The sequence below is a fragment of the Anaeromyxobacter dehalogenans 2CP-1 genome (assembly GCF_000022145.1).
Classification (GTDB): domain Bacteria; phylum Myxococcota; class Myxococcia; order Myxococcales; family Anaeromyxobacteraceae; genus Anaeromyxobacter; species Anaeromyxobacter dehalogenans.
Map to the genome: position 1 here is coordinate 3,261,326 of NC_011891.1, position 13,800 is coordinate 3,275,125.

At 73.6% G+C, this 13,800-nt stretch carries 11 protein-coding genes; 5 read left to right on the forward strand and 6 right to left on the reverse strand.

The window, feature by feature from the left end; all coding sequences use genetic code 11:
• Positions 1-38: 38 nt before the first annotated feature.
• Positions 39-1,415 carry a sugar transferase gene (locus A2CP1_RS14890; RefSeq protein ID WP_012634020.1) on the reverse strand — a complete coding sequence of 459 codons (1,377 nt, stop codon included), beginning with the start codon at positions 1,413-1,415 and terminating at the stop codon, positions 39-41.
• Positions 1,416-1,989: 574 nt separating this feature from the next.
• Between A2CP1_RS14890 and A2CP1_RS14895 the strand changes: the two genes are divergently transcribed.
• Positions 1,990-2,622, forward strand: coding sequence for a polysaccharide biosynthesis/export family protein (locus tag A2CP1_RS14895; protein ID WP_012634021.1), 633 nt, complete (start codon positions 1,990-1,992; stop codon positions 2,620-2,622).
• The gene (locus A2CP1_RS14900; RefSeq protein WP_245529789.1) at positions 2,619-3,833 is read left to right on the forward strand and encodes a TonB-dependent receptor; all 1,215 of its coding nucleotides are present in this window, start codon (positions 2,619-2,621) and stop codon (positions 3,831-3,833) included. The genes A2CP1_RS14895 and A2CP1_RS14900 overlap by 4 nt, the downstream gene beginning before the upstream one ends.
• A gap of 24 nt (positions 3,834-3,857) precedes the next feature.
• Here the strand turns inward: A2CP1_RS14900 and A2CP1_RS14905 are convergent, their stop codons facing one another.
• Positions 3,858-4,739 carry a WecB/TagA/CpsF family glycosyltransferase gene (locus tag A2CP1_RS14905; protein ID WP_012634023.1) on the reverse strand — a complete coding sequence of 294 codons (882 nt, stop codon included), beginning with the start codon at positions 4,737-4,739 and terminating at the stop codon, positions 3,858-3,860.
• 112 nt (positions 4,740-4,851) lie between these two features.
• Here A2CP1_RS14905 and A2CP1_RS14910 point away from each other — a divergent pair, with 112 nt between their 5' ends.
• Positions 4,852-5,349, forward strand: a complete 498-nt coding sequence (locus A2CP1_RS14910) for a hypothetical protein (RefSeq protein ID WP_012526862.1) — start codon at positions 4,852-4,854, stop codon at positions 5,347-5,349.
• 19 nt (positions 5,350-5,368) lie between these two features.
• On the opposite strand, the gene A2CP1_RS14915 is transcribed toward A2CP1_RS14910, so the two are convergent.
• From A2CP1_RS14915 to nadE, 3 genes are read right to left on the reverse strand one after another with little or no spacing between them, the layout of a single operon-like run.
• Positions 5,369-5,632, reverse strand: a complete 264-nt coding sequence (locus tag A2CP1_RS14915; RefSeq protein ID WP_012634024.1) for an acyl carrier protein — start codon at positions 5,630-5,632, stop codon at positions 5,369-5,371.
• On the reverse strand, positions 5,629-7,665 hold the full coding sequence (gene asnB / locus A2CP1_RS14920) for an asparagine synthase (glutamine-hydrolyzing) (protein WP_012634025.1): 2,037 nt from the start codon (positions 7,663-7,665) through the stop codon (positions 5,629-5,631). The genes A2CP1_RS14915 and asnB overlap by 4 nt, the downstream gene beginning before the upstream one ends.
• Position 7,666: 1 nt before the next feature.
• On the reverse strand, positions 7,667-8,638 hold the full coding sequence (gene nadE, locus A2CP1_RS14925) for an NAD(+) synthase (RefSeq protein ID WP_012634026.1): 972 nt from the start codon (positions 8,636-8,638) through the stop codon (positions 7,667-7,669).
• A gap of 228 nt (positions 8,639-8,866) precedes the next feature.
• Here nadE and A2CP1_RS14930 point away from each other — a divergent pair, with 228 nt between their 5' ends.
• Both A2CP1_RS14930 and A2CP1_RS14935 read left to right on the forward strand, forming a co-directional pair.
• Positions 8,867-10,438, forward strand: a complete 1,572-nt coding sequence (locus tag A2CP1_RS14930; RefSeq protein WP_012634027.1) for a class I adenylate-forming enzyme family protein — start codon at positions 8,867-8,869, stop codon at positions 10,436-10,438.
• A complete protein-coding gene (locus tag A2CP1_RS14935; RefSeq protein WP_245529790.1) occupies positions 10,435-11,586 on the forward strand; it encodes a glycosyltransferase family 4 protein in 1,152 nt (383 codons plus the stop codon). Before A2CP1_RS14930 ends, A2CP1_RS14935 begins: the two co-directional genes overlap by 4 nt.
• 66 nt (positions 11,587-11,652) lie before the next feature.
• On the opposite strand, the gene A2CP1_RS14940 is transcribed toward A2CP1_RS14935, so the two are convergent.
• Entirely contained in the window at positions 11,653-13,716 is a 2,064-nt protein-coding gene (locus A2CP1_RS14940) for a PKD domain-containing protein (RefSeq protein WP_012634029.1), read from the reverse strand.
• Positions 13,717-13,800: the final 84 nt, after the last annotated feature.

Below are 13,800 nucleotides of genomic sequence, written 5' to 3' on the forward strand. Positions count from 1 at the left end.
CCTGCCGGACGCCTCCGGGCCCCCCATGGCCGGCCGCGCTACTGCGCGCCGCGGGCGCCGAGCACGGCCGGGATCGTCTTCAGGCAGATGCGCACGTCGTTCCAGAGCGACCACTCGTCGATGTACTGGAGATCGAGCTCCATCCACCGATCGAAGTCGATGTCGTTCCGGCCGCTGATCTGCCAGATGCAGGTGATCCCCGGCTTCACCGAGAGGCGGCGGCGCTGCCAGCGCTTGTACTGGCGCACCTCCGAGGGCAGCGGCGGCCGCGGGCCCACCACGCTCATCTCGCCCCGCAGCACGTTCCAGAACTGCGGGAACTCGTCGAGCGAGGTCCGGCGGATGAACCGGCCGATGCGCGTCACCCGCGGATCGTTCTTCATCTTGAAGACCGGGCCGGACATCTCGTTGTGCGCGCGGAGCGCCTCGAGGCGCGCCTCCGCGTCCACGTACATGCTGCGGAACTTGAGGATGTCGAAGATGCGGCCGTGGACGCCCACCCGGCGCTGGCGGAAGAAGATGGGACCGCGCGAGTCGAGCCGGATCGCGATCATCACGCCGAGGAGCAGCGGCGAGAGGAGCAGCAGCACCGACGCGCTCACCACGATGTCGAACGCGCGCTTCGCCGCCAGCGCGAGCTGGTCGGACGGCGTGCGGGACAGCGCCAGCATGGGCAGCCCGTCCATGTCGCCGACCGACATGCGCGAGTAGCCGAACCGGAGCACGTCGAGCGAGATGAGGGCGCCGACGCCCTGCTCCTCGCAGGTGCGGACCGCGTCCTCGACCGCGCTGAGCCGCTCGCGAGGCACCGCGAACACCACGTCGTCGAGCACGTGGTCCTCGAGGATGCGGGCCAGGTTGCCCAGCCGGCCCAGGATCACGCAGTCCGGGCTGGCCGCGACCGCGCCCTCCTCGAGCACGTAGCCCGCGAGCCGCATCCCCCACTCCGGGTGCGCGCGGATCGTCTCGATGATCTCCTCCGCCACGTCGCCCGAACCGACCACCGCGTAGTAGCGGACGCGCCCGGCGCGCGTGCCGGCGGCGCGCGCCACGGCGCGATGCACGGCGCGCGCGATCGCCAGCATCGGGAACGCCAGCGCGAAGTAGAGGACCGCGAGCAGCCGCGAGACGGACTCCTGCTGCTTCGCGAGGAACACCAGCGTGAACATCACCAGCGCGACGGCCATGAGCGCGCGGGTCATGCGCCGGAGGTCGTCGGCGAGCGAGCCGGGGCCCGCCTCGTAGACCTGGTAGATCCAGGCGCCGGCCGACCACAGCAGCATCACGACGACGAGCGCGAGCCAGTAGCGATCGAGCGAGACCACCTCGAGCGCGTCGGGGCGAAAGAGCTCCCGATAGACCTCGAACGCGAGCGGCAGCGCGAGCGCCAGCGCAGCGAGATCGATGAGACGCACCGCTGCGTCTCCCGACCGTGACCGATGGTGAAACATGGAACTCCCCCCGGAACGCCTGCAGTTCGCGTTCTACATCAGCGGCACCTGTGGTTGCTCGGCCCAAAACGTGGTCGAGTGACCGTGTGACACGCACCGAGCGTCGCAGGCGCACGGCAGGTTCGTGGACGATCTCCACGATTGCGCCGTCGATCGCTGCAGGGCGCCACGCCCCCTCCATGCGCGTCCGGGCAACACGGGACGCCGCCTCGCACGTGCGCGCACCGTCGCGGTGCGTCCGCGTGACGCCGTCGAGAACGTCAGGGCACGCGCGCGTGACGGTCGCACCTGGGGCGCGTGCGGCGTGCGCACGCGGTATCACGCGCCATCGCGGCGGCCGCGCGCTCGAGGCTCCTCGGGGTCTCCGCGGAACGCGTGCGACCGCCGGCGCAGCGATCGCGTGCGGCGCCCCTCCTCACGGTCACCCGAACAGTGGATACCCGGGTACCCGCACCGGCCGTAGCATCCCGCACGCGCCGCCGCCCTCCCGGGCGGCCGCCTGGGGGAGCCGCGGCGCCGTCCGCGACGCACGTCCGACATGATCGATCCGCTCGCTGCCACCGCGCGCCGTCGCGCGGGCCTCGCGCTCGCCGCCGTCGCCGCCACCGCCCTCGCCGCCTGCGGGCCGACCGGCCGTTACGTGCGCGCCGAGGACCTGCCGCCCGCGCCGGCCGACGCCGAGTACCGCGTCGCGCGCGGCGACGTCGTCGGGATCCGGGTCTGGAACCAGGACAACATGTCGGTGGAGCGAACGCGCGTCCGCGAGGACGGGCGCGTGTCGATGCCGTTCCTCCAGGACGTCCCGGCGGCGGGGAGCACGCCGACCGAGCTCTCCCAGCGGATCCAGACGCAGCTCAAGACCTACGTCGTGAACCCCGTCGTCACCGTGACGGTGGTCGAGATGCAGCCGCTGCGCGTCTCCGTCACCGGCGAGGTGATCCGGCCCGGCGTCTACGACCTGGATCGCGGGGCGGGCGTGCTCTCCGCGCTCGCCGCGGCCGGCAGCTTCACCGAGTTCGCCCACCGGGACCGCGTCTTCGTCCTGCGCCACGGCCCGGCCCCGGGCGACGCGGTGACGCGCATCCGCTTCGAGTACGACGCGCTCGTCCGCGCCGACCGGCGATCGGCCGGGTTCCGGCTCCAGCCCGGCGACGTGGTCGTGGTGGAGTGACGGTGGTCGCCGGGGCGGCCCTCGCGCTCGCGTCGCTCCTGGCGGGCGCCGGCGAGCTCCAGCTCGAGCCAGGCCTGCGGCTCGAGGGGCGCGGGCGCCAGCTCTCGCCGCGGGACGGCGCCGACGACCGGACGCTGGAGGCCGTCGCGACCCCGCGCGCCGCGCTCAGGTGGCTCGCCGCTCCGCGCCTGCGCGTCGGCGGCTCCTACGCGCCGCGCCTCCGCGCGCCCGACCTCACCCGCTCCTCGGACGTGGTGGTGCTGCACACGGCCGAGCTCCGCGCCGAGCTCCACCCGGACGCGGCCTGGCGGCTGTCCGCCGTCGCCGGCGGCGAGCGCGGCACCACCGACCTGCTCACCGAGAGCCGGACGCTCGGGACCGAGCTCCAGACCATCACCACCACCCGGCGGCTGCGGTACCGGGCCGCGCGGGTCGAGCTCGGTTTGGAGGGCCGCGCCGGGCCTCGCACGGAGCTGCGCGCGCTCGCCGGCGCGTTCCTCGAGGGCGGCGACGGCGCGGCCGCGGAGGCGACGCTGCCGGTCCAGCGCGGCGCGCGCGCCGAGGCGAGCGTCACCTGGGCGCTCACCCGCCTGGACCGCCTCGGCCTGCGCCTCACCGGTCGCGGCGCGCGGCTGGATCGGGGTCCCACCTCCGCCATCGCCACCGCGGACGCGCTCTGGCACCGGCGCCTGGCGCGCGCGGTCGACGCATGGGCGGGCGGGGGCGTGGCCGGCGCCTACGAGGACCCGCGCGGCGACACCGCCACCCGCGAGCTGCTCCCCAGCGGCGAGCTCGGCATCGCCCACACGCCGGTCGCGCCGGCGGCCGCCGCCCCGGGCGAGGAACCGGCCCGGGCCACGCCTTCCACGGCGCTCGCCACCCGGCTCGTGGTCCGCCTCGCGCCCGCGATCGACCGGGCCACCGGCGCCGCCGACCCGCAGCTCGACGCGACGCTCGGCCTCGCCTGGCCGGTCGCCCCGCGGTGGTCGCTCTCGGGCGCCGCGGTGGGCGCCATCGCGCGCCAGTCCGGCCACGACACGCGCCGCGCGCGCCTTGAGGCCGGGCTGCAGTGGGCGGCGACGTCCGCGGTGCACCTCGGGCTCGGCGTCTACGCCAGCCGGCAACGCACGGCCATCCCCAGCGTGCCGTCGTTCGACGAGTCGGGTGCGTTCGTCTCGCTGGACCTCGGCGGTCCCACGCTGAGCCCCTGAGCCGCGCGGCGACGTCGCCGGACGTCAGGGCGTCCCGCCGGTGCGCCGGGGCGCCGCGGCGACCGCGTCGCGCGTCGGCTGCGCGCGCCGCCGCGCCTGCCGCTCGCCGGCGGGCAATCGCGCGGTCCGCGCCAGCACGCCCAGGAAGCGCGGGTCCTTCACCAGGTACCGGTGGGCGAGGCGCCGCGGCTCCTGCACCAGCCGGAACATCCACTCCAGCCCGGCGCGGGAGATCCAGCCCGGCGCGCGGCGCACGCGACCCGCCAGGAAGTCGATCGACGCCCCGAGCCCGAACGCGACCGCGGGCCGCAGCGCCTCCGCCGCGCGGTGGATGAAGCGCTCCTGCTTCGGCGCGCCCAGCCCCACCACGACGACGTGTGCGCCGGAGCGACGGACGCGCTCCAGCACGGCGGACTCGCTCGCGTCGCCGTCCACCGCGATGCGCGGCGCGTCCACGCCGACGATGCGCACCCCGAGCTCCCGCTCCAGCCGCGCCGCGGCCACCTCGGCCGCCCCCGGCCCGCCACCGAGCAGGTACACGCCCCACCGCGCCCCGGCCGCGCGCTCCATGAGCGGCCAGACCAGGTCCGAGCCCGACACCTTCTCCGGCACCGGCGTCCCGAGCAGCCGCGTCGCCCACACCAGCGCCTGGCCGTCGGCGAGCGAGAGGCTGGCCGCCGCGTACGCGGCACGGAACGCGCAGTCGTCCTCCGCCGTGACCACGTGATCCACGTTGGGCGTGAAGACGCTCCCGCCCAGGCCCGCCGCGACCAGGGCCTCGACCCGGTCGAGCGCCTCGGCCGCGGTCAGCGCGTCGAGCCAGAGCTGCCCGATCCGGACGCGGCGGACGCCGCTGCCCGCGCCGCCGTGCGCCTTCGCCTCCGCGCTCCCCGCTCCAGGCACCATCCGCGCTCCCCCTCCCCTCACGTCAACCGCCCTGGGGACAGCGCCCACGCGGCGCCGGCCGGGTCCCCGTGCTACGCTCAGCTCCTCGCGCCCGGAGGGCGCCGGGGGCGTGATGGCCGAATCGGTGCTGCCGGAGCTGGCGAAGACGATGGAGGAGCGGGTGCTCCTCCCGGAGGCGCCGCCCAGCAAGGAGTGCCAGCAGCTCTGGTTCATGCTCGCGAAGACGCGCTGGCGTTCGCTGGCCCTGGTGCCTGCCGACGAGGGCGGCTCCACCGCCGCGCTGGCCGCCTCGCTCGCCGAGGTCGGCCGGCAGCTCCGGGACGGCGCGGTGACCGCGCTGAACCTCCCGCACCTCGACTACATCACCGCGTCCGGCATCGCCGACGCGATCGCGGCGGCTGGCCGGGGCGAGGGCGTCCCGCCGAACCTGCAGATCATCGTCGCGATCCCGCCGGTGCTCGACGATCCGCTCGGCGTGGCGGTCGCGCACGCGGTGGATGCGGCGGTGCTCTGCGTCGAGATGGGCAAGGCGCGCCTGAAGTCCGCGCGCAAGACCATGGAGCTCGTCGGCCGCGAGCGCTTCGTGGGCAGCATCCTGATGCGGCCGTGACATCGCGGCGCCCCTCCCGCTAGCCGGTCGCGCCCAGCCCGCCCTGCCGCTTGCGGGCGACGAACGCCGCCATGCGCTCAACGGACTCCAGGTTCTCCGGCGTCGTCTCCTGGTCGGCGATGCGGATGTCGAACTCCTCCTCCAGGAACGCGATCACCTCGAGCATGCCGGTCGAGTCCACCAGGCCGGTGGTCACGAGCAAGGTGTCGTCCGCGACCTCCGAAGGATCGCTGACGTAGAAGTTCTCGAGGATGAACTTCCGGATGATCTGCTGGGTCGTCATGTCGCCTGCCTCTCCTGGAATCCGTTCGCAAGGCCGGGGCGCTCGCCCAGGCGGTCCACCAAGGTCGTGAGCTGGAGCCGGCCGGCCCGCTCCGGCGCCCTCCGCACCAGCCGATCGTGCAGCAGGCCCGTGGACAGCACGCCCACCACCGCCATGTTGTCCGCGTTCGAGAGCTGCTCCCCGCCCGCGGACGCCTGGCACTTCCGCCAGAGCCGGTCCACCGCACGCGGCTCGAACACGCCGGCGCGCGCGACGCCCTCCGGGCTCATCAGCTCGGCGGCCCACCCCGGCGCGCCGGGCCCGACGAAGCTGAGCGCGTCGGGCGCGCGGTAGGGCTGCTTGGGCCGGCGCACGATCTCGGGCGGCACCAGCCCTGCCGCGGCGCGCTTCAGCGCGTGCTTCTCGTCGAGCACGCGGAGCTTGTACGAGGGCGGGAGCGCGTTCGCGAGCTCGATCACGTCCGCGTCGAGGAACGGGAAGCGCCCCTCCACCGAGTGCGCCATCAGCATCCGGTCGCCCTGGGACGACAGCAGGTACCCCGAGAGCAGCGTGCGCACCTCCAGGTACTGATCCTGCGAGAGCGTGGCCCAGGCGCCGAACGAAGGCGGCAGATCGCGGAGCAGGCGCGCCACCACGTCCACCGACCGCGCCGCCTCGCGGACGCCCGGCGTGAAGATCCGCTGGAGCGCCGCCGCCGACTGCCAGCGGGTCTGGTGCGCGAAGCCGGGCACCCCCGGCGCCTCGCGGCCCCTGCCGAAGAACTCCCTCGCCATGGCCCGCTGGGCCACCGGGGACCGCGCGAGATACGGGTAGAGCCGCTCCAGCAAGCGCGGGCGGAGCACCGACGCGGGCTGCCGGCCCCAGAACCGGCGCACCTTGCCCTCGCGGAAGAGGTCGTAGCCGGCGAACATCTCGTCGGCGCCCTCGCCGGTGAGCACGACCTTGATCCCGGAGTCGCGCACCAGCCGCGAGAGCAGGAACAGCGGCGCCGGCGCGGTCCGGAGCAGGGGCCGCTCGGCGTGCGCGACGACCTGCGGGAACGCCTCGGCGATGTCGGCGCGGCGGACGACGATCTCGCGGTGATCGCTCTCGATCAGGGCCGCCACCGCGCGCTGGAACGCGGTCTCGTCGTACTCCGCGTCCTCGAAGCGGATCGAGTACGTGCAGAAGCGGTCGCCCTTCACGCGCCGGCCCAGCGCCGCCACCAGCGAGCTGTCCAGCCCGCCGGAGAGGTAGCTGCCCACCGGCACGTCGGCCCGGAGCATCCGCAGCCGGACCGCCTGCTCGAGCGACGCCCGCACGCGCTCGACGGCCTCGTCGAGCGAGCCGCGGAAGCCGCGCTCGCCTGCGGGGTACGACGGCTCCCAGAACGCGCGGTCGGTGGTGCCCTCGCGCGACACCGTGCGGACGTGGCCGGGCTCGAGCTCGGTCACGCCGGCGAACACCGACTGCGGCGGCACCACCGTCCAGAACGTGAACGTCTCCGCCAGGCCCACCGGGTCCAGCGCGCGCGGGAGGTCCGGCGCGCCCGCGAACAGCGCGCACACCTCGGAGGCGAACCACAGCCGACCGGCGTGCTCGCAGAGGTAGAGCGGCCGGACGCCGACCCGGTCGCGCGCCAGCACCAGCCGCCGGCGCGCCGAGTCCCACAGCGCCACCGCGAACTGGCCGTTGAAGCGCGCGAACGCGTCCTCGCCCCACGCCTCGAACGCGTGGACGATCACCTCGGTGTCGCTGCGCGTCCGGAACCGGTGCCCGAGCGCGACGAGCTCCTCGCGCAGCTCCAGGTAGTTGAAGATCTCGCCGTTGAACGCGATCCACAGCGTGCCGTCCTCGTTGGAGAGCGGCTGCTGCCCGGTGGCGAGGTCGATGATCGAGAGGCGCGCGTGGCCGAGGCCGGCGCGGGCGTCGCGGTACAGGCCGAACTCGTCGGGGCCGCGGTGCCGCAGCGCGCCGGTCATCGCCTGGAGCTCGTCGAGCCCCGGCGGCGGGCTCCCGTCGCGCAGCGAGACGATGCCGGCGATGCCGCACATGTCAGCCCCGCGGATCCGCCACGAGCAGCGGCGCCTGGTGCAGGTACCTGCTCACCCGGCGCTTCGCCTCGATGTCGCGGTAGACGCGCTCGACCTGCTCCGGCGTGAGGCCCAGCACCGGCGCCACCTCGGCGGCCGGCGTGTCGTGCTCGTGCGCCCACAGGCACAGGTCCATCTCGCGGTACGGCAGCGCGAAGTAGAACTCCTCCTGCGTCTGCGCCAGCGAGAACGTGTCGGTGGTGGGCGGCCGCCGGCGGATCTCCTCCGGCACGCCGAGGTGCTCGGCCAGCGCGTAGACCTGGGTCTTGTAGAGGTGCGCGATGGGCTTGAAGTCCGCGGCGCCGTCGCCCTGCTTCACGAAGAAGCCCTGGTCGTACTCGAGCCGGTTGGGCGTCCCCGCCACCGCGTAGTTCAGGCGATCGGCGTGGTAGTACTCCATCATCTTGCGCGTGCGCTGCTTGAAGTTCGTCGCCGCGACCATCTGCAGGTACGCCGCGGGCGGCATGCGCACGGTCCGCTGGGTTCCTCGGGGATCCGACACGGTGAGGCTGGTGATGTTGAGCCGCTCGCCCTCCAGGAGCGAGGGGAGCGTGAGCTTGCAGCGCCAGCCGTCTCCGTACTCCGGCACCGCCATGCGGATCGCCTCGAGCTGGCGCGCATAGCAGCCCAGCCCCTCCAGCGCCGGGGCGATGTCCTCCACCACGTGCCGGATGCCGAGGTGGGCGGCCAGCATGCGGCCCAGCCGCAGCGCGTCGCCGGACGAGTCGCGCTCCGGCATGAGCAGGCCCACCACCCGATCCGCGCCGAGCGCGCGGACGCAGAGCGAGGCGACCACCGAGCTGTCGATGCCCCCGGACATCCCGACGACCGCGCCACGGCGACGCAGGGTCCCCAGGACCTGCTCGCGGATGCTCCCCTCGATCCGCTCGGAGACGAGCGGCGCGTCGATCTTCAGGACGTCTCTGGTGAACATGTTCCCCCGACCGCGACTATCGCGCCTGCGGGGCGCGGCATGGCAGTCCCACGTTGACGGGTGCCCCCCGGCGCCGAAGTCGGGATTCTAGGCTCGATCCCCCCGCCGCTCCCGCGGGATGGCGGGGCTTCCATGAGCACGGGACGCCGCGCGGCATTGCGCGCGCGGCCGCGTGGGGGTACCGATGGTGGCGCGGTGCGGGTCTGGCGACCAGGGGTGGGCGCTGCCGTGCGATCTCCGTTCCTACACGACTGGCTGTTCGCGCACGCCGAGCGGCGCCCCGAGGCGCCGGCGGTGGCGACGCCCTCCATGCGCGTGACGTACGGCGAGCTCGCCGGGCGCGTGCGCGCGCTCGCGGGCCACCTCGCGGCCCGGGGCGTACGTCCCGGCGACCGGGTCGTGCTCGCGCTGCCGAACCTTCCGGCGACCGTCGCGGCGGGGCTCGCCGTGAACGCGCTCGGCGCCACCACCGTCGAGGTGAACCGGGAGTGGTCGCCGGAGATCCTCGGGCGCATCCTCGCGCAGACCCGGACGCGCCACGCGCTGGTCTGGGGTCGCGACGCACGGACGTGGGGTGGGCTCTGCCGGAGCCACCCGCTCGAGCGACTCTGGGTCGTGCACCCCGGCGCCCCGCCGGCGGCGCTCCTCGACGCGCTCGGCGGCACCCCTGCGACCTGGGTGATCGAGGACGGCCGGGTGGATCCGGCCGAGGGTGCGGCGCCGCCCCCGCCCTCCCCGGCGCTCTCGCCCGACCAGCCCGCGCTCGTCCTCTACACCTCCGGCAGCACCGGCCAGCCGCGCGGCGTGGTGCAGACGTTCCGGAACGTGGACGCGAACTCGCGCTCCATCGTCCAGTACCTCGAGCTCGGCGAGTCCGACCGCGCGCTGCTGATCCTCCCGCTCTACTACTGCTACGGGCGCAGCGTGCTGCAGACGCACCTGCTGGCCGGCGGCTCAATGTTCCTGGACGGCCGCTTCGCGTTCCCGCGCGTGGTCCTCGAGGCCATGACCGGCGAGGGCTGCACCGGCTTCGCCGGCGTCCCGCTCACGTTCGAGATCATCCGCCGCCAGGTGGACGTCGCGTCCATGCGCTTCCCCACCCTGCGCTACCTGACGCAGGCCGGCGGCGCGATGGCGCCGGACACGGTCGCCTGGGTGCGCAACGCGTTCCAGCCCGCGCGGCTGTTCGTCATGTACGGGCAGACCGAGGCGACCGCGCGGCTCGCCTACCTGCCGCCGGAGCGTGGCGAGGAGAAGCTCGGCTCGATGGGCGTCGCCATCCCGGGCGTCGAGCTCCGGGTGGTGGACGACGGCGGCCGGGAGCTGGCCACCGGCGAGACCGGCCACCTGGTGGCGCGCGGCGACAACGTGACGCTCGGTTACCTGGACGAGCCCGAGGAGACCGCCGCCATCCTGCACGACGGGTGGCTGTGGACGGGCGACCTCGCCTCGCGCGACGCGGACGGCTTCTTCTTCCACCGCGGCCGGTCGAAGGAGATCCTCAAGGTCGGCGGGCACCGCGTGAGCCCGATCGAGATCGAGCACGCGGTGGCCCGCCACCCCGACGTCGCCGAGGCGGCGGTCGTCGGGGTGCAGGACGCGCTGATGGGCGAGCTGCCGGTGGCGTTCGTGGTGCCGCGCCCCGGCGCGTCGCCGACCGAGGACGACCTGCGCCGCTTCTGCCGCGAGCACCTGCCGGCGTACCAGGTCCCGGTGCGCTTCACGTTCGTGGACGCGCTGCCGCGGAACGAGTCGGGGAAGCTGCTGCGTGCGGAGCTGGCGCGGAGGACGGGGCCGTGAGGCGGATCGCGATGGTCGGGCACGGAGACTACTCCGCCGCGCTCGAGCTCATCGCGCGCGGCGAGCCCGAGCCGTACTTCGGCATGGCCTACACCCTCCGGACGCTCGACGCGCTGTTCGAGGGCGATCCTCACCTGGTCGTCAGCCTGAACGCGCCCGCCTATCGAGAGCGGCGGGGAGCGGGCGAGCTCGTGGGGCTGCCGGTGCGCGCGCTGCCGCGCCCGCTGCCATCCACGATCGCGATGGCGCTCTGGGGCCGCCGGATCGTCCGGGAGCTCGAGCGCTTCCGTCCCACCCACCTCCTGCTCCGCACGGGCGGCATCCTGGCCTGGCAGGTGCTCCGGTACAGCGTCGCGCGCGGCGTCGGCACGCTCGTCGTCTTCGCCAACACCTTCGACGACCCCGACGCCAAGAACCGCTTCGTGAGCCGGAGGCTGGCCCCGCTGCTCAACGACCGCAGCGTGTTCCTCGTCGGGAACCACAAGGCCCCGGCCACCTCGTCGATGGCGCGGTTCGGCATCGACCCGCGGAAGTCGATCGCGTGGGACTGGCCGGGCACGCGCCATCCGCGAGACTCGCCGGCGAAGACCCTGAAGCCGGGCGCGCCCTGGCGCGTCGCGTACGTGGGCGCGATGACGGAGAAGAAGGGCGTCGGGGACCTGCTGGAGGGGATGCGCCTCCTGCACGCGCGAGGACGGCCCGTGCGTCTCACCGCGGTGGGCAGCGGCGCCGATCTCGAGGCGCTGCGCGCTCGCGCGAAGTCCCTGCCACCGGGTCTCGCGACGTTCCCCGGCCCAGTAGGAAACGAGGAGGCGTTCCGCCTGATGCTGGACAGCACGCTCGTGTGCGTGCCGACACGGCCGGAGTTCACCGAGGGCATGCCCCTGACGCTGACCGAGGCCCTCGCGAGCCGGACGCCGGTGGTCGCCTCGGACCACCCGGTGTTCACGCAGGCCTTCGTCGACGGCCGCGGCCTCCGCTTCTTCCGGGCCAGGTCGCCGGCCTCGCTCGCCGACGCGATCGAGACGGTGCTGTCGGATCCCGCGGAGTACGCGCGCCTCTCCCGGACCACCGCGGACGCCTATGCGACGGTCGAGTGCCCGACCTCGTTCGGCGATCTCGTCCAGCGCTGGAAGCGATCGTTCTGACGGCGATGCCGTCCCCCGAGCTGGAGGACGGCATCGGTCAGGCAGCAGCCGGCGCCCGGGTCGGGCTCAGCGTGACTCGAAGGCTCCGACGTCCAGCCCCGCACCCCGCGGCCGCGGCGCGAGCAGGTAGTCGCCCCGGACGTCGGACAGGTTCAGGCCTGCGTCCACCGCCGGAGAGCCGACCGGCAGCGTGAAGTCCCCGCCCCCGGGGTTCGCGAGCGCCGACAGGCCGACCACCAGGTTGACGTCTTCCGCCCAGCCGGCGCCGCGCGTCCCCTGGACGAGGCTGATGTTCCCGGTCGAGTCGGCGGCGTACAGGTTGTTCCGGAGCCGGAGGTTGGTCGTCGTCGAGTTGGTCCGGATGAGCCCGGAGCCGCCGCTGGCCGACCCGTTGTAGAACGTGTTGTTGTAGATGCGGATGTCCGAGGGCGCAGGGACGACGCTGTTGCGCTGCTCCCACAGGATCGAGGTCACGCCGGACGCGAGCGTGTCGTCGAAGACGTTGTTGCGGACCATGGCGTGGCTCGACTCCGTCTCGATGTCCGCGACCAGCGACGCCGACCCGCCGAACCGGTTTCGCTCGAGCACCAGGTGCGAGACGGGACCGTTCTCGTTCGCCACGCTGCTGGCCGAGCCGATCGAGACCGTCCACTGGGACGTGCCGCTCGCCTGGAACACGTTGTCGTTGATGGAGACCCACCGCGTCTCGGGGCGGCCGTCGTTCAGCTGCGGCCCGTGCAGCTTGAGCGCGTGGCGCTGTCCTCCGGGGCGCAGGAACTGGTTGTTCGAGATCACGGCCTTGTGCGCCTGCCATACCCGGCACACGTGCGTCTGGCCGGGATCGCTCGCGACGTTTCCGAGGAGTGCGATCCTCCGGCCGCCCAGGTACATCCCGTACCCGCCGTTGTTCGGGGACTCGCTGTCCACGATGAACATGCCGTCGTGGGGCGTCGCGTAGATCGGCGTCCAGTCTCCCCATCCGAGCCCGACGTAGAAGTTGCTGGCACGCAGCCGCAGGACGAGCAGGTTCACGCCCTGATGCGAGACGTCCGGCCCGATGGGCCCGGTCGCGGTCGACGGGTTCGCACCGCGCATGTCGAGATCCATGATGCGCCAGTCGGCGCCCGTTCCCCGCGGGCTGAAGACGTTCCCATCCCCCAGGTCCGCGACGTTGATGACCGGGCGGTTGCCCGAGCCATACGCACCGATGATCCCGGGGCCGGGCTTGGTGATCGCGTAGATGGAGGAGGCGGAGAACGTGTCGCCCCGCCGGAAGAGGACCTGCACCGGACCGCTGGCGGCCAGCGCGGCCGTCATCGCGCGATTGACCGTCTGGAAGGGCGTGGACTGCGACGTGCCGTTGTTCGAGTCGCTGCCGTTCGCGGCGACGAAGAACGTCGTGCCGCTGAACGCCGAGACGTTGATGGTCTGGGTGTAGGTCCGCGTGACCCCGGCGGTGTCCACGACGGTGAGCGACACGGTGTACGTGCCGGGGTTCTCGAAGACGTGGGCGGCCGTGTACCCGGTCGCCGCGTTCTTCGACTTCCCGGTCGTGCTCCAGTTTCCGGAGCCCGGGTCACCGAAGCTCCACGTGTACTGGGCGCCCTCGAGGTCGGCGGGCTGGTACACGTTGCTGGCCCAGTTGAAGGGCGAGGCGCTGCCGGTGGGCGTGGTGTCGACCGCGTCGAAGAACACCGCCAGCGGCGCGACGCCGGAGGTCCGGTGCGCCGCCGTCATCGTCGAGCCGTCCGGCGGCGGCGGGGGGGCCGTCGAGACGGTGACGGTGGCGCTGGCGCTCAGGGACGGGTTCGCGACGCTGGTCGCGACGACCCGGTACGTGCCGGTGCTCGAGGGGGCGGTGTAGAAGCCATCGGCGCTGATCGTGCCGCCGTTCGTCCCGTCCGCGATCGACCAGGTGACCCCGGGGTTCGCATATCCCGTCACGTTCGCCTGGAACGTGAGGCTCTGCTCGGGGTAGACCGTGGCCGCGCCCGGGGAGACGGTGACACCCGGCGCCTGTCCAGCAGGGTCTTCGAAGGTGGAGTTGGTGCCGGAACAGCCCAGAGCCAGCATGGAGGCGATGGCCAGCGCGGCCGCCGCCGTTCCCTTCGAGACAGGCTGGAAGTGCATCGGTGGGTCTCTCCTTGATCGGTGTCTACGAGGCTGTCCCTTATAAACACGACACCGACAGGGAGACCATTACCGGACCTGACT

Coding starts and splice junctions, on each gene's coding strand:
- A2CP1_RS14905 (WP_012634023.1), bottom strand. CDS start 4,739: ATGGTGCCTGGAGCGGGGAGCGCGGAGGCGAAGGCGCACGGCGGCGCG.
- A2CP1_RS14940 (WP_012634029.1), bottom strand. CDS start 13,716: ATGCACTTCCAGCCTGTCTCGAAGGGAACGGCGGCGGCCGCGCTGGCC.
- A2CP1_RS14910 (WP_012526862.1), top strand. CDS start 4,852: ATGGCCGAATCGGTGCTGCCGGAGCTGGCGAAGACGATGGAGGAGCGG.
- nadE (WP_012634026.1), bottom strand. CDS start 8,638: ATGTTCACCAGAGACGTCCTGAAGATCGACGCGCCGCTCGTCTCCGAG.
- A2CP1_RS14915 (WP_012634024.1), bottom strand. CDS start 5,632: ATGACGACCCAGCAGATCATCCGGAAGTTCATCCTCGAGAACTTCTAC.
- A2CP1_RS14895 (WP_012634021.1), top strand. CDS start 1,990: ATGATCGATCCGCTCGCTGCCACCGCGCGCCGTCGCGCGGGCCTCGCG.
- asnB (WP_012634025.1), bottom strand. CDS start 7,665: ATGTGCGGCATCGCCGGCATCGTCTCGCTGCGCGACGGGAGCCCGCCG.